Origin of the sequence: Bradyrhizobium sp., from assembly GCF_016462955.1 — a bacterium.
Lineage (GTDB): Bacteria > Pseudomonadota > Alphaproteobacteria > Rhizobiales > Xanthobacteraceae > Bradyrhizobium.
The window spans coordinates 33,238-47,583 of sequence record NZ_JAEMSD010000006.1 but is presented as its reverse complement, the minus strand read 5'-3'; the positions used below and the strand labels follow the sequence as shown (position 1 = coordinate 47,583).

The window sequence follows — 14,346 nt, the reverse complement described above, 5'->3', positions numbered from 1 at the left end:
ACGATCTTCTCGCGCAGCAGCGCTCCGCCGCCGCCCTTGATCAGATTGAGCTCGGGGTCGATCTCGTCGGCGCCGTCCACGGTGAGGTCGAGATGGTCGATCTCGTCGAGCGTCGTCAGCGGCACGCCGCAGCGCTCAGCATCGGCCCGCGTCGCCTCGGAGGTCGGCACGCCGATCACCTTGAGCCCGGCGGCGACCCGCTCGCCGAGCAGCTCGACGAAATGCTTCGCGGTCGAGCCCGTGCCGAGCCCGAGCTGCATGCCGTCGCGCACCTCTTCCAGCGCGCGCGCCGCAGCCTGCCGCTTCAACTGGTCCATGTTCACGTCTGCGCCTGCCTCCGGATCGAGAGTGCCGCCGGCACAGCCGGTTGCGGCGGCCTATGTAGCCTCGTTTTTCCCGCGGGAACAGGCCTTTGCGTCGCCCTTATAAGGTGAACTTATGACGCCGGCCCTTGCGTCGGTCCGGACGGCCCGATAGCGCTGGGGCCATGACCTCGCTCTACACCCTCGTCTTCGATCTCGACGGCACGCTCGTGGATACGGCGCCCGACCTGATCACCGCCCTTAATTACGTGCTTGACCGCGAAGGCCTGCCGCCGGTGCCGATGGCCTCGGCCCGCAACATGATCGGCGCCGGCGCCCGCAAGCTTATCGAGCGCGGGCTGGAGGCCGAGGGCCGCACCGTCACCCCCGCCGACATGGACCGGATGACGGCGGATTTCATCGCCTATTACGCCGACCATATCGCGGTCGAATCCCGCCCCTTCGAGGGACTTGAGACCGCACTGGACCAGTTTGCCGCCCAGGGCCATCGCCTCGCGGTCTGCACCAACAAGCTGGAATGGCTATCCAAGCGATTGCTCGACCAGCTCGACCTCACCCGCCGCTTTGCCGCGATCTGCGGCGCCGACACGTTTGGCGTCCAGAAGCCGGATCCGACAATCTTTCGCGAGACGGTGGCGCGCGCCGGCGGGGATGTGAAGGCCAGCATCATGGTCGGCGATGCCGGAACCGACGTCGGGGTCGCCCGGCGCGCCGGGGTGCCCGTGATCGGGGTCAGCTTCGGCTACACCGACGTGCCGATCGCCGAGCTGAAGCCGGACCGCCTGATCCACCACATGCGCGACCTGCCGGAGGCCGTCAGCAGCCTGATGACGGCAAAGGTCACGACAAGCAATTGATAGAACTATAGTTTTCAGCAGCTACGCCCGACATCGAACGGGTTGTTTCACAGACGACGGCCTGCCCCACCTCGAAGCCAGCGTTCGCCGGCGCTGCGCGGAACCGGCGGGCAAGCACAGCGAACGCGCCGACGCTGCATCCCGCGCAGAGGCCCCCCGCTGATACCACCCGATTGTCCTTGCCGCGTCCGATGCTTAGATTGCGTCGAACGCACCGCTGAAGCAAAGGTGCGCCCGTCGCACAAGTGACAAGGCCTCGCGCATGAACGGATCCGCCGCATTGTCGACCCCGATGACCGATCCGTTCGGGCGGACCATCAGCTATTTGCGTGTCTCGGTCACTGACCGATGCGACCTGCGCTGCTTCTACTGCATGTCCGAAGACATGACGTTCCTGCCCAAGGCAGACCTGCTGACGCTGGAGGAGCTCGACCGGCTGTGCACGGCCTTCATCGCCAAGGGCGTGAAGAAGCTGCGGCTGACCGGCGGCGAGCCCCTGGTCCGTCGCAACGTCATGAGCCTGGTGCGCTCGCTGTCGCGGCATCTTGCGAGCGGCGCCTTGAGCGAGCTCACGCTCACCACCAACGGCACCCAGCTGGCCAAGCACGCCCGGGAGCTCGCCGATTGCGGTATCCGCCGCATCAACGTCTCGCTCGACACGCTCGACCCAGGAAAATTTCGCGAGATCACCCGCTGGGGCGAGATCGACAAGGTGCTGGAAGGCATCGAGGCCGCACGCGCCGCCGGGCTTGCCGTGAAGATCAACGCCGTCGCCCTCAAGAACCTCAACGAGGACGAGCTGCCCGAACTGATGCGCTGGGCCCACGGCAAGAACATGGGCCTGACGCTGATCGAGGTGATGCCGATGGGCGAGATCGGGTCGGGCCGGATCGACCAATATCTGCCGCTGTCCCTGGTGCGCGCCCGCCTCGCCCAGCAATTCACGCTGACGGATCTGGCCGAGAGCACCGGCGGGCCGGCGCGCTATGTCAGCGTCGCAGAGACCGGCGGCAAGCTTGGCTTCATCACGCCGATGACCCACAATTTCTGCGAATCCTGCAACCGGGTTCGGATCACCTGCACCGGCACGCTGCATACCTGCCTCGGCCACGAGGATGCCTCCGATTTGCGTAAACCTCTGCGTGCATCCAGCGATGATCAATTGCTTGCGGATGCGATCGACCGCGCCATCGGGCTGAAGCCCAAGGGGCACGATTTCATCATCGACCGCCGCCACGACCGTCCCAGCGTCTCCAGGCACATGAGCGTCACCGGCGGCTAACTCCCCACAGCTTCGGCCTTATTCCCCTTAACTATCAACAAACTTCCGATTGACTGACGGCACGCCCGCTGGTTTGGTGCGGCTGCCTCATGCCTGCGCGGCGAGACAAGCCACGCGCCAACTCGGCGCAGTCAAGACGGCCGGGGCACAATCGGGGGAGGACCTATCGTTGCAAGCGCTCCTTAAGTTGAGCAGCAGGATCGACGCGTTCACGCGCTGGACCGGCAAACGCATTGCGTGGCTGATCCTGCTCGCCGTGATCATTTCGGCGGTCAACGCGATCATCCGCAAGACGTTCGACACCTCGTCCAATTCGTGGCTCGAACTGCAATGGGTGCTGTTCAGCATCGTCTTCCTGCTCTGTGCGCCATGGACGCTGCTCGACAATGAGCACATCCGCATCGACATCGTGAGCAACGCGATGTCGAAGAAGGCGCGCAACGTCATCGACGTGGTCGGTCACGTGTTCTTCCTCGCTCCGATCTGCATCGTCATGATCGTCACAGGAGTGCCGTTCTTCCTGCGCTCCTTCGAGATCAACGAGCAATCCGGCAATGCCGGCGGCCTGCCGCAATGGCCCGCCAAGGCCCTGATCATGATCGGGTTTGCCTTCCTGCTGGTGCAAGGCATCTCCGAGCTGATCAAGCGGATTGCCGTGATGCGCGGCTTGATATCGGACCCGCACGAATCGCAGGTGTCGGCGCTCGAGGCGGAAGTCGAGCATCTCGTCGAAGCGATCGAGAAGAAGTAGCCGTTGGCGACGGTGTAGGGGGAATCCATGACCGCATTCATCATCGCCAATATGGCGCCCATCATGTTCGTGTCGCTGGTCGTCATGCTGCTGCTGGGTTACCCGGCAGCCTTCTCGCTCGGCGCCGTCGGCCTGTTCTTCGCCATCATCGGCGTCGAGCTCGGCCAGTTCCACCCCGACTTCCTCCAGGCCCTGCCGGAGCGCGTCTACGGCGTGATGAACAACGACACCCTGCTCGCAATTCCCTTCTTCACCTTCATGGGATTGGTGCTGGAGCGGTCGGGCATGGCCGAGGACCTGCTCGACACCATCGGCCAGCTGTTCGGCACCATCCGCGGCGGCCTCGCCTATGCCGTGATCTTCGTCGGCGCATTGCTCGCTGCGACGACCGGCGTGGTCGCGGCGTCCGTGATCTCGATGGGCCTGATCTCGCTGCCGATCATGCTGCGCTATGGCTATGACCGCCGCGTCGCCGCCGGCGTCATCGCCGCGTCCGGAACGCTGGCGCAAATCATTCCGCCCTCGCTCGTCCTGATTGTGATGGCCGACCAGCTCGGCAAGTCCGTCGGCGACATGTACGAAGGCGCCTTCATCCCGGGCCTCGTGCTCGCCGCCCTCTATGCCGGCTACGCCTTCCTCGTCAGCATGATCTTCCCCGCGGCCACGCCTGGCCTGCCGAAGGACGCCATCGGCTTCCGCGAGGAGAACGGCGACCGCGGCCTGGTGTCGCTCGGCATGCTGTTCCTCGCCAGCTGCGTGTTCGGTTGGTTCATGATGCGCAATTCGAGCGTGCACGGCGCAGACTACGTGGTGCTCAGCATGTTCTACGGCATCGTCTTCGCCTTCGCCGTCGCGGTGCTGAACTGGATCATCGACAAGCTGACCGGCTTCCGTTTCCTCTCGAAAATGGCGCAGCAGACCACCTTCGTCATGGTGCCGCCGCTGTTCCTGATCTTCCTGGTGCTGGGCACGATCTTCATCGGCATCGCGACCCCGACCGAAGGCGGCGCCATGGGTGCCGCCGGCGCCCTCATCCTGGGCGCCGTGAAGCGGCGCCTGACCTGGGACTTGATCCGTCAGGCCACGGAATCGACCGCCAAGCTGTCGGCTTTCGTGATCTTCATCCTGGTCGGCGCCCGGATCTTTTCGCTCACCTTCTATGGCGTCAACGGGCACGTCTGGGTCGAGCACCTGCTGACGTCGCTGCCCGGCGGCCAGGTCGGCTTCCTGATCTTCGTCAACGTGCTCGTGTTCATCCTGGCCTTCTTCCTCGACTTCTTCGAGCTGGCCTTCATCGTGATCCCGCTGCTGGGGCCGGCCGCCGAGAAGCTCGGCATCGACCTGATCTGGTTCGGCGTCATTCTCGGCGTCAACATGCAGACCTCGTTCATGCACCCGCCGTTCGGCTTCGCGCTGTTTTATCTCCGCTCGGTGGCGCCGAAGGAACGCTACACCGATCGCGTCACCGGCAAGCGGATGGACCCCGTCACCACCGGCCAGATCTATTGGGGCGCGGTGCCGTTCGTCGTCATCCAGGTCATCATGGTGGGCCTGGTGATCGCGTTCCCCGCGATGGTGATGCACTACAAGGGCGTCCAGACCAACATCGATCCCTCTACGATCAAGATCGAGGTGCCGCAGTTCGACCTGCCGCCGCTGGATCTCGGCCCACCGCAGAAGTAGCGCCGCGAGCGCAATCGCGCTCTTAGCCCTGCCCTTCTAGGGCAGGGCTATTGCATATCAATTCTTGGGGGAGCCTGGGCGCACGCCTCGCCCTTCGAGACGACCGCTGCGCGGTCTCCTCAGGGGGTGAGGCTGGGTGGCACCGGTGTCCGCTGAAACCGCTGCCGCGCACGCCGTCCTCGTCCTGAGGGCCCGCCAACGGCGGGCGTCTCGAAGGATGGCCACACGCGAAATCGCTCCCATATGCGATCGCTCCCTTCAGGGGAGGGTCAGTGGATGCTGCTGTCCGCCAACCTGAATCGCAGCGTGAACTCCGCGCCGCCGCCGGGGAGATTTGCGACCGCCACCGTCGCCGCGTGATCGTCCGCCACCGCGCGCACGATCGACAGCCCCAACCCCGCGCCGTCGCTGCGCCGGCGGTCGGCGCGCCAGAAGCGTTGGAAGATGAGCTCGCGCTCGGCCTCCGCGATTCCCGGGCCGTGGTCACGCACGCGAACCGAGCCGTCAGCACGCACCTCGACATCCACGGACGTGCTGCTGGCCGTGAACTTGATGGCGTTTTCGGCGAGGTTGAAGATCGCGCGCTGGAGCATCTCCGAATTGCCGTGGATCAGGACCGGCGCGTCAGTGCCCTTCAATGCGATCTCCTTGTGCTGCGCGATCGCAAGCGGCGCGATCGCACCGACCACCTCGGCGCAAACGGCGCGCAAATCCGCGGTGTCGCCGGGATCGAGCACCAGCGTATCGAGCTCGGCGATCTCCAGCAACTGGGCTACGATGCGGCTCATGGCTTCGATGTCGGCCAGCAGCGCCTGCCGGGCCACGCCGTCGTTCAGCGTCTCGATCCGGGTGCGCAGGATCGCGAGCGGCGTGCGCAGCTGATGCGCGGCGTCCGCGGTGAACTGCCGCTGCACGCGAAAACCTCCCTCGAGACGGTCCAGCGCCTGGTTCACGGCGGTGACCAGCGGCATGATCTCGCGCGGGATCTGGGCCGTCGGCAGCCTTATGTCGGTGCGCGCCGGGCCGATATTGCTGGCCTCCTGCGAGGCCCTCCACAGCGGCGCAATGGCGCGGCGGAAGATAATGATGTCGGTGGCAAGCAGGACCAGGAGGATCGGGATGGTGATCCACCCCACCCTCCGGAAGAAGTTCGAGACGATGTCGTCGATGATGACGTCGCGGTGCGACAGGTCCTCGGCGACCTGGATGCGCAGCGTCTTGCCGGCAACATTCCGTGTGACGCCGGCGCCGGAGATGGTTTCGGACGGCCGGCGTGCCACGGCCCCGGGCCGCCGGTGCGAGGAAAACAGCAACCGGCCGTCGTCATCGCGAATGTCGTATTGATAGCGGCCGTAAGCCTCCGAATAGAGTCCCTTGAGGCTGTCCGGCAGGTTGAACGTCAGCGAGCCGTCCGGAAGAGCGACGATGCGCTCCGCCAGCACCTCGGCCTGGGCGCGCATGCCGTCGCGGTGCAACTGCTCGATCTCGGAATCGAGCAGCCAGAACAGCACCAGGGGCAGAACGATCGCGACCATCGCGACCGCGACGATGTGCAGGAAGACGATTCGCCAGATCAGCGATTTGAACGCGAATGATCCGGCATGCCGGCCGAGAGCCACGCTATTTTTCCTCGGCCATGAGATAGCCGACCCCGCGGATGGTGTGGATCACCACCTTGGCCCCGTGCTCGGCCAGCTGCTTGCGCAGCCGCGAGACGTAGACCTCGACCGCGTTGGAGGCGACCTCGCCCTCGAGCCCGAAGATATGGTCCTCGACGTGTTTCTTCGGCACCACCCGTCCCTGCCGGCGCAGCAGGATCTCCAGCACCGAGGTCTCGCGCGCGGAGATCGTCCGCGGCTGGTCGTCGACGAATATCTGGCGGCTCTCGGTGTCGTAGACGAGATTGGCAAGGCATAGCGAGCGGCCGAGCAGTTGGCCCGGCCGGCGCAGGATGGCTTCGAGCCGCGCCACCAACTCCTCCATCGCGAACGGTTTAGCCAAATAGTCGTCGGCGCCGCTGCGCAGACCCGTGACGCGGTCCCGCAGGCCGCCGCGCGCCGTCAGCACCAGCACCGGCAGCGGCGCCATCTCGAGCCGCAGCTCGCGCAGCACCGACAGGCCGTCGCCATCAGGAAGGCCCAGGTCGAGGATCATCGCGGCATAGCTGACGCTGCTCACGGCCTCGCGCGCCTCGGCGGCGCTGCCCACGATGTCGCTCTCATAGCCGGCCGCAGCCAGCCCGCCCGCAACGAGACGCGACAGCTCGACATTGTCCTCGACGATCAGAAGGCGCATCAAATCCTGCCGGATGTCCGGGATTACCGCACGGCTCGCGCCGCACCTGCGCTGTTTTCCAGCATTCCGGGCGCCTCGGCCAGCGAAAAACGCTTGTGACTCCGTTCACCGCGCTGTCAGCTTCGCGTCAGGCAGACGCCGGCCCACAGCCGACCTTCAATGCGACCACAAGGCCTTACCAACTCCGCTCCAAAGCGGATGTATCCGGCTCACCGTGGGAGGTGGTTCGCCGAACGGCTGCGCCGGAAGGGACCGTTCTGCCGACTCGTGCGCGATGCCGAGCATGATCGAGACTGTAGCCGGCGGTGGGCAGCGACAGCTCAGACCGTGCGCCTGACGATACCGTCATGGGCCATGTCCAAGATGGGTGCGAGCGTCCCCAGATCGCCGTTGACCCGCAACTGGCCTCGGGCAACAGCCTCGGCCAGCGTCAGGCGATAGATCGGGTCGGCGCAGAACAGCAGGTTGAGCCGTCGCGCGGTTGGACCGGTAACCTCAATCACGACGTCCGCTGTTTCGTCAGCACGGACGCCCGTTCGGCAGGCAACGGCCCCGTCATCAACATCGACACGTAGACCTTGGCAAAGCCCATTTTCGAGCTGTGCGCCGTCAATGTATTGCTCGATGATCGACATGCGCAGGCCTCGGGGAAGCCCGAGTTGGGTTGCAGCCTTGACGATCTCGTCACCCACCATGTCGAACCAGGCGAGGCTGCCCTGCGGCAATTTACCGGTCACGCGCTGCGAACCGTCAGGACGATTTTGCCCTGGATGCTGCCTTGCATGGCGCGCTCGTGCGCGCGCGATGCCGCTTCCAACGGATAGCTGCTGTCCAACACGACACGCACTGTGCCATCCCCAAGCAGTCGCCCAGCTTCCGCAAGCTGAGGGCCATTGGAGCGAACCTGGGTCGATGAAACGACAATACCTTGCTCGCGCGCCTGCTCGTGACCGGCAAAGCCAAGCGGGTTGACCAGGAACAGCGCGCCGCCCGGCTTCAGGATGCGCAGGAAGCGCTCCATGTTCGCGCCGCCGACAGCGTCGACCACAAGGTCTGCATCACGAACCACCTCATCAGCCGCTTGCCTGGTATAATCTATGAACTGATCTACCCTCAGCTGCTGCATCAACGCCTCGTTCTTGGCCGAGGCCACGGCGATGACGCGCGCACCCTGCCATTTCGCGAGCTGGACAAGGAGGTGGCCAACACCGCCGCCGGCGCCATTCACCACCACCGTCTTGCCGGCGAGCGGCACCGGCTGGTGCGGGTATGGCTGAAACGGGTTGGGCGCGTCGTGTCCGACCTCGATCAGGAACTGCCAGGCGGTCAGCAGCGACATCGGGGCGCCGGCCGCCTGCGCATGATCGACCGCAACGGGCTTATGCGCCAGCTCGGACGCCGCGACGGCCACGAACTCCGCATAGGCGCCACTGCCCTTCATTAAATCCGCGGGGAAGCGCACCATCGAGAATACGGCATCTCCCGGAGCGAAGCCGGTGACGTCATCCGCGACTGCTTCGACCGTGCCCGACACGTCCGTGCCGATGATGAGCGGGAACACCGGGTCGGGATGCCATTCGGGCGGCAGGGCACGGTAGCCGTCGCGCAGATACAGATCGGGCGGATTGAGGCTGGCCGCGTGGACACGCACCAGCACCTCGCCCGACGCAATGGAGGGCTTCGGCGCATCTTCATACATCAGCACCTCCGGCCCGCCGAACGCATGCAGCCGGACCGCCTTCATCAACTTGCTCATCATCTCGTCTCCGCGGGCTATCGTCGTCATGGCCGAGGAGCTAGCGCGTGACAGCAGACTTGATAATGCCGCGGCAACTCGCTTCAGTAGTGCCATGAAGGAACGAATGTCCTTGGACCGCCTCACTGGCCTGATTGCTTTCGCGCGAGCGGGCTCGCTCGGCAGCTATGCGGCTGCGGCGCGTGCGCTCGGGATCACGCCATCGGCGGTCAGCAAGAGCGTTCAACGCCTGGAGCACCAGCTCGGGATAGCCTTGTTCACCCGCACCACGCGCTCGCTGGCGCTCACCTCCGAGGGACGCGATCTGCATGAGCGTGCCCTGCGCCTGCTTCGCGACGCGGAAGAGATCGAACAGGCGGCGGCGCGTACGCGGGCCGAGCCGGCGGGAATCCTGCGCATCGCCGCCTCCTTCCCGGTCGGCCTGCACCTTATCGCACCGATGCTGCCCACCTTTCGGAGTCAGTACCCCGCCGTCACGATCGACTTGCGGCTCGACGATCGCCATGTGGACCTGGTCGAAGAGGGGATCGACGTTGCGGTCCGTATTGGCGAGCTGGCGGATTCACGGCTGCTGTCCCGCCGCCTCGCGCCATTACGGCTTTGTGCCTATGCTTCTCCCGCTTACCTCGCCACACGAGGTACACCACACCATCCGGACGAGCTGGCAGATCATGACACCGTGAACCTGCGGTATCAGAGCAGCGGGCAGCTGTTCCGTTGGCCCTTCCGCATCAACGAGCGGGAGATCGAGATCGTGCCCGCTTCGGCCATCGTCGTTGACGCGAGCGATGCGGTGATTGCAGCAGTGGCAGCGGGCGGCGGCATCGGCATGGCGGCCAGCTTCGCTGCCGCGGGGCATGTTGCGCGCGACGAGTTGACGCCGGTGCTGACGGCCCATGCCGTCGATCGCAACGCGCTCACCGCTCTTTGGCCGGAGAGCCGTCGGGCGAACCCTGCCGTCCGGACATTCGTCTCGGCGCTGGCAAAGCACGCGCAAGTCCCACGTGCGCCTGTCGGCGGGGAGCGCCCCAATCAACGCCGCTCGTCGGCGAAAGTCTGAACGGCGGCTCCCGTCCAGGCCCGCCATTTGTAAAGCGAGAAGCCGGTTGCCGGCAAAGGCGCCTCAATACTCTGTCGTTTACAGCGAAGCTGACCGCCTACAACTAAGTTAGCGCCGAAGGGCCCTCCCTCCCCAACATTTGCGAACGTGACTGCCTCGCCGAGATCATACGCCTCCGGCTCTCCGCAAGGATCTGTTTGACGGTTCGCGGATTCGGACAAAGCTCCAGCCGACCGGACGACAAATCCTTACGTCCTCTGCAGTCGCGTGCCAACGAAGCAAGCCGCCGCCCCTGCGTGGTGGGTCCCACTCCGATGTTCAATTCAGGATCGCGGGTTTGGTTGAGGTGCCGGTTGCGACGATGGTGCCGCGGGAGCCGACTGATCGGGGGATGCGACAGGCTTCTGAGCATCGGCACCGTGAGGCACACAGGTGCCGATATTGCCGAGAAGTCTCTTGGCTTGGAGATCGCGAGCTTTCGAATATTCCCGTCGTCGCTCGATGTTCGCGGCCGCCCAACGGTCCCAAGCCTCGAACGCATCCGAATAGTGCTTTCGCATTTGCTCTTCGGCCGCGAGGCAATCCGCGAACTTGTCGAAGACCAGATCGGTATTCACGGGCGTGATGCCGCCGACCAAAACCACGAGCATCCATTTCATTGTTGCTGACGAAACACGAGGATCGCTCCCGTTGCTGGAGACGCCAGCTCGCGGGCAATGGGACGCGAGCTGGTGTTTCTCCTGGAACGCGGCCCTTGCCGCGCTCCGGGAAAACGTTGCAACGAAGCCATGGTTCCGGCGTCGGAGCTCCGCCCGCCTGCTCAGGGACAGCTAGAGCCTCGCGGCTCCATCCAGCGCCTGCCGCCAGCTGTTTGAAACACGGGGGCCGTCAGCTCAATTTGACCCCGCATAAGGCCAGCGATATCATTTCCTGCCGGTACCCTCTTGCAGACGCAGCCAGTTCGGGGTGCTCATGGAATGGTCCACCAGGCCGCAACGTGCGGATCAACCCTTCGGGAGCTGGGCAGACGACCTTGCCGCGGCCTTTGTCCGTCTTGAGCCGCGCCGGATTGCCGACCAGCCCTTTGAAGGCACAATTTTTAGGGCTGACGCTGCTCCGATCCAGGTGTCGCTGGTGACGGCGACGCGTCACACGGTGCTTCGTCTTGCATCGCACATTGCCCGCAGCACCGAGGATCTGTGCTTCGTCAATCTCCAGCTCGAAGGATTTGGACGTACGAGGCAACGCGACCACGAGCAGGCCTGCGCACCCGGCGACCTGGCGGTGGCGGATACGACGGAGCCGTTCGAGATCGCCAACTCCCATGACTTCAAGCTCTTCTGCTTCGCCGTACCGCGGCGGCTGCTGCCGAACGGGCTGCTCGATCGTCCGCGGCTCAATTTGTCTCGGACCGAAGCCGGTCGGGCGCTCTCCAAGACACTCGCCGGCTATGCCGAAATCTGCCTGACAGACCATCAGCGTTCCCTGACCTCGTCTCTGATCGGTGCGCATGTGGTTGATCTGATCGCGCATGCGCCTGGTGTGCTCGCCGATTTGTCTGCCGATCGCGTGCACATCCCGGTGCTATTATCGATGATGATCGACCATATCGAGCGCCACAGCGATGATCCCGAACTCGGCGCGGCGGCGCTTGCTGCGACGTTCCGTTGTTCCGAGCGCTACGTCCACCGCCTGTTCGCCACGACGGACCGTCCCGTCAGCGAACACGTCAACGATCGGCGCATCGCAGCCTGCACGCGCCGGCTGCTTGATCCGAAGTCCTCCGACAGGACCATCGCCGAAATCGCCTTTGCCTCGGGTTTCCGCGACATCTCCCATTTCAACCGGCTGTTCAAGCGCCGTCACGGATCGGCTCCGCGCGAGTTCCGACGTGCGGCCCTGCATGCTGACTGATCCGGTTCACTCCACGCCAAGAAATCGGACGCTGCCGTCCAAGATTTTCCTCTGATGCCGGGATAGCCATGCCCCACGGCTGACATCAGAGGACATCGCAATGGCGATCGATTTCACGCTCACGACGCAACAGCGGGACCTTCAGAGGAGTTCGCGCAAGTTCGCCAAAGAGGTGCTCAGCGAGGTCTGGCGAGCCGACCTGCTGGCAACTCCGGAAGAGCGTTTTCTTGCAACCAAGCCCACTTACGAAGCCATGGTCGCCGCTGGCTTCCTGCGCAAGTGCATCCCTGCACCGACCGGCGGCGAGAATGAAGGCCTGATCGACATGGCGATCCTGGCCGAGGAATTCTATAGCGTGAACGCCAGCGTGACGCTCACGATGCTCGGCACCGTGCTCGGCCTGCTGCCCATCCTGCTCGGCGGCACGCCCGATCAATGCCAGCGCCTGCTGGTGCCGTTCCTGAAGACGCGCGGCGCGCCGCTCGCCGGCTTTTGCTCCAGCGAGCCGGGCGGTAGCGCCAATTCCGGCTCGCCTCCACCCGGCGAAGGTGTCCGCACCAATGCCAGGCGGGAGGGTGATGTCTGGGTGATCAACGGCCGCAAGAAATGGGTATCCTCGGCCACGGGCTGGAATCGCAACGGCGCGGATATCCTGTGCGTGGTGTGCCGAACCAATGCCGTCGCGCCTCCGACCGAAGCGATCTCCATCATTGCCGTCGAAGGACCAGCCAAGGGACTGACGTTCGAACGCGCGATCGACACGATTGGCCATCGCGCGCATCTCGTGCCGCAGTTCGGCCTGCAGGATGTCCTGGCGCCACACAACAATCTTCTGGGCCAGGAGGGGGCGGGGCTCGCGCTGTCGGCGGCCGCCTTCACGGGAACGGCGGCGCTCGTCGGCATCTTCGGCGTCGCCTTGATGCGCGCGGCTTTCGAATTCGCGCTTCATTTCGCACAGACCGAAAAGCGCGGCGGTGTTCACCCGATCATCGAGCATCAGGCGGTCGGGTATGCGCTGGCCGACGCCAAGACCACGATCGAGGCGGCACGCTATCTGAGTTGGCGCGCCTGTCATGCCGTCGATACCCAGTCGCCGGGCGCGGATGAGCTTGCGATCGAGGCGAAGATTTATGGATCGGAGGCCGCGGTGCGCGTCATCACCGACCTCATGCGCGTCGTTGGCGTCGACAGTTACGATCATGAAGCACCGTTTGCCCGCCTCCTGAACGATGCGTTGGCTCTGCCCATCTTCGACGGTGGCAATATGGGCGTCAGGCGGCGCCAGCTGCACATGATGTTGCGGCAGGGCAACTACGATCCACTTGCGGCAAGCGGCGCAACTTGAGAGGCAGGTCATGAGCACAGAGCGGAAAGTAACGGTCGTGACGGGGGCATCTCAGGGCATCGGTGCCGGGATCGTCGAGGCCTTCCGGCGGCGAGATTATGGGGTCGTCGCGACCTCGCGGTCGATCAAGCCAAGCGATGATGCCGAAATCCTGACGGTGCCTGGCGACGTCGGTGACCCCCGAACGGCGCAGCGCGTGTTCAGTGCGGCGCTGGAGCGATTTGGCCGTGTCGATACGCTCGTCAACAATGCCGGCATGTTCATGGCAAAGCCATTCACCGCCTACTCGCAAGCCGACTATGAGGCCTACGTGGCGACGAACGTGTCCGGCTTCTTTCACATGACCCAGCGGGCGCTCGACGTCATGGGCAAGCAGGGGCGCGGCCACGTCATTACGATCACGACCAGCCTCGTCGACCAGCCGATGAACAGCGTGCCGGCTGCCCTGGCGTCCCTCACGAAAGGAGGCTTGAACGCGGCCACGCGGAGCCTCGCGATCGAGTACGCGAGCACCGGTGTTCGCGTCAACGCTGTCTCCCCGGGGATCATCAAGACGCCGATGCATCCGCCCGAGGCGCATCAAGCACTGGCCGGCCTCCATCCTGTAGGCCGCATGGGAGAGATCACCGACATCGTCGATGCGGTACTCTATCTCGACGGAGCAAACTTCGTGACCGGCGAGATCCTCCATGTTGATGGAGGGCAAGCCGCCGGCCACCACCGCATCTGATCGCAGCGGGAGAGATGCTCACACGTCGGAGGCCCGAGGCCTGGAGCGCGATTTCGGATTAGGCGATGATACATGTCTACCACTGTTTTGCCCGACGCCACAGAAAAAATTCGCTGATTCCGCAGTCATTCACGTCACGCAGCCAAGTCATTGATATTGCCACCCCCGCCTACTGTGCATGGGGTTGTTTTCGAATTTTTGCTTGATGCCCTTCGAAATGCCGCAACGACAACGCCCCGGAGCCGTCGCTCCGGGGCGCTGCGTCCGATCGTGCTGCGATCAGCTCTGCGAGCGCCGCGCCATGAAGATGTCGTAACCGACCTCGGCCACCTGGAACCAGGAGTAGCCGT

At 64.6% G+C, this 14,346-nt stretch carries 13 protein-coding genes and 1 pseudogene; 8 read left to right on the top strand and 6 right to left on the bottom strand.

What is annotated here, in order from left to right; translation table 11 throughout:
• Nucleotides 1–260: pseudogene (locus JHD07_RS01635) on the bottom strand (ribose-5-phosphate isomerase A); the annotation flags it as partial.
• Nucleotides 261–487: 227 nt separating this feature from the next.
• Here JHD07_RS01635 and JHD07_RS01630 point away from each other — a divergent pair.
• The 4 genes from JHD07_RS01630 (at nt 488) to JHD07_RS01615 (ending at nt 4,896) form a co-directional block, all read left to right on the top strand.
• Nucleotides 488–1,180 carry an HAD family hydrolase gene (locus JHD07_RS01630; protein WP_291618317.1) on the top strand — a complete coding sequence of 231 codons (693 nt, stop codon included), beginning with the start codon at nt 488–490 and terminating at the stop codon, nt 1,178–1,180.
• 262 nt (nt 1,181–1,442) lie between these two features.
• A complete protein-coding gene (gene moaA, locus JHD07_RS01625; protein WP_291618315.1) occupies nt 1,443–2,462 on the top strand; it encodes a GTP 3',8-cyclase MoaA in 1,020 nt (339 codons plus the stop codon).
• Between the two features lie 169 nt (nt 2,463–2,631).
• Nucleotides 2,632–3,213 carry a TRAP transporter small permease subunit gene (locus JHD07_RS01620; protein ID WP_291618313.1) on the top strand — a complete coding sequence of 194 codons (582 nt, stop codon included), beginning with the start codon at nt 2,632–2,634 and terminating at the stop codon, nt 3,211–3,213.
• A gap of 27 nt (nt 3,214–3,240) precedes the next feature.
• Nucleotides 3,241–4,896 carry a TRAP transporter large permease subunit gene (locus tag JHD07_RS01615; protein ID WP_291618311.1) on the top strand — a complete coding sequence of 552 codons (1,656 nt, stop codon included), beginning with the start codon at nt 3,241–3,243 and terminating at the stop codon, nt 4,894–4,896.
• A gap of 269 nt (nt 4,897–5,165) precedes the next feature.
• Here the strand turns inward: JHD07_RS01615 and JHD07_RS01610 are convergent, their stop codons facing one another.
• The 4 genes from JHD07_RS01610 to JHD07_RS01595 form a co-directional block, all read right to left on the bottom strand.
• Entirely contained in the window at nt 5,166–6,431 is a 1,266-nt protein-coding gene (locus JHD07_RS01610) for an ATP-binding protein (RefSeq protein ID WP_291618342.1), read from the bottom strand.
• Between the two features lie 85 nt (nt 6,432–6,516).
• Entirely contained in the window at nt 6,517–7,191 is a 675-nt protein-coding gene (locus tag JHD07_RS01605; protein WP_291618308.1) for a response regulator transcription factor, read from the bottom strand.
• A 320-nt stretch (nt 7,192–7,511) separates the two neighbouring features.
• The gene (locus JHD07_RS01600; protein WP_291618306.1) at nt 7,512–7,928 is read right to left on the bottom strand and encodes a hypothetical protein; all 417 of its coding nucleotides are present in this window, start codon (nt 7,926–7,928) and stop codon (nt 7,512–7,514) included.
• Entirely contained in the window at nt 7,925–8,947 is a 1,023-nt protein-coding gene (locus JHD07_RS01595) for an NADP-dependent oxidoreductase (RefSeq protein ID WP_291618335.1), read from the bottom strand. The genes JHD07_RS01600 and JHD07_RS01595 overlap by 4 nt, the downstream gene beginning before the upstream one ends.
• 94 nt (nt 8,948–9,041) lie before the next feature.
• Here JHD07_RS01595 and JHD07_RS01590 point away from each other — a divergent pair, with 94 nt between their 5' ends.
• Nucleotides 9,042–10,007 carry a LysR family transcriptional regulator gene (locus JHD07_RS01590; RefSeq protein WP_291618329.1) on the top strand — a complete coding sequence of 322 codons (966 nt, stop codon included), beginning with the start codon at nt 9,042–9,044 and terminating at the stop codon, nt 10,005–10,007.
• A 323-nt stretch (nt 10,008–10,330) separates the two neighbouring features.
• Here JHD07_RS01590 and JHD07_RS01585 read toward each other — a convergent pair whose 3' ends face one another.
• Nucleotides 10,331–10,666, bottom strand: coding sequence for a hypothetical protein (locus tag JHD07_RS01585; protein WP_291618305.1), 336 nt, complete (start codon nt 10,664–10,666; stop codon nt 10,331–10,333).
• A gap of 313 nt (nt 10,667–10,979) precedes the next feature.
• Between JHD07_RS01585 and JHD07_RS01580 the strand changes: the two genes are divergently transcribed.
• The 3 genes from JHD07_RS01580 (at nt 10,980) to JHD07_RS01570 (ending at nt 13,996) form a co-directional block, all read left to right on the top strand.
• The gene (locus JHD07_RS01580) at nt 10,980–11,921 is read left to right on the top strand and encodes a helix-turn-helix domain-containing protein (RefSeq protein WP_291618303.1); all 942 of its coding nucleotides are present in this window, start codon (nt 10,980–10,982) and stop codon (nt 11,919–11,921) included.
• A 100-nt stretch (nt 11,922–12,021) separates the two neighbouring features.
• The gene (locus tag JHD07_RS01575) at nt 12,022–13,266 is read left to right on the top strand and encodes an acyl-CoA dehydrogenase family protein (RefSeq protein WP_291618301.1); all 1,245 of its coding nucleotides are present in this window, start codon (nt 12,022–12,024) and stop codon (nt 13,264–13,266) included.
• 10 nt (nt 13,267–13,276) lie between these two features.
• Entirely contained in the window at nt 13,277–13,996 is a 720-nt protein-coding gene (locus JHD07_RS01570) for an SDR family oxidoreductase (protein WP_291618327.1), read from the top strand.
• Nucleotides 13,997–14,346: the final 350 nt, after the last annotated feature.

Excerpts from the sequence above, each read along its gene's own strand:
- JHD07_RS01630 (WP_291618317.1), top strand. The coding sequence starts at position 488 with ATGACCTCGCTCTACACCCTCGTCTTCGATCTCGACGGCACGCTCGTG.
- moaA (WP_291618315.1), top strand. The coding sequence starts at position 1,443 with ATGAACGGATCCGCCGCATTGTCGACCCCGATGACCGATCCGTTCGGG.
- JHD07_RS01615 (WP_291618311.1), top strand. The coding sequence starts at position 3,241 with ATGACCGCATTCATCATCGCCAATATGGCGCCCATCATGTTCGTGTCG.
- JHD07_RS01610 (WP_291618342.1), bottom strand. The coding sequence starts at position 6,431 with ATGGTCGCGATCGTTCTGCCCCTGGTGCTGTTCTGGCTGCTCGATTCC.
- JHD07_RS01605 (WP_291618308.1), bottom strand. The coding sequence starts at position 7,191 with ATGCGCCTTCTGATCGTCGAGGACAATGTCGAGCTGTCGCGTCTCGTT.
- JHD07_RS01595 (WP_291618335.1), bottom strand. The coding sequence starts at position 8,947 with ATGAGCAAGTTGATGAAGGCGGTCCGGCTGCATGCGTTCGGCGGGCCG.
- JHD07_RS01590 (WP_291618329.1), top strand. The coding sequence starts at position 9,042 with ATGAAGGAACGAATGTCCTTGGACCGCCTCACTGGCCTGATTGCTTTC.
- JHD07_RS01585 (WP_291618305.1), bottom strand. The coding sequence starts at position 10,666 with ATGAAATGGATGCTCGTGGTTTTGGTCGGCGGCATCACGCCCGTGAAT.
- JHD07_RS01580 (WP_291618303.1), top strand. The coding sequence starts at position 10,980 with ATGGAATGGTCCACCAGGCCGCAACGTGCGGATCAACCCTTCGGGAGC.
- JHD07_RS01575 (WP_291618301.1), top strand. The coding sequence starts at position 12,022 with ATGGCGATCGATTTCACGCTCACGACGCAACAGCGGGACCTTCAGAGG.
- JHD07_RS01570 (WP_291618327.1), top strand. The coding sequence starts at position 13,277 with ATGAGCACAGAGCGGAAAGTAACGGTCGTGACGGGGGCATCTCAGGGC.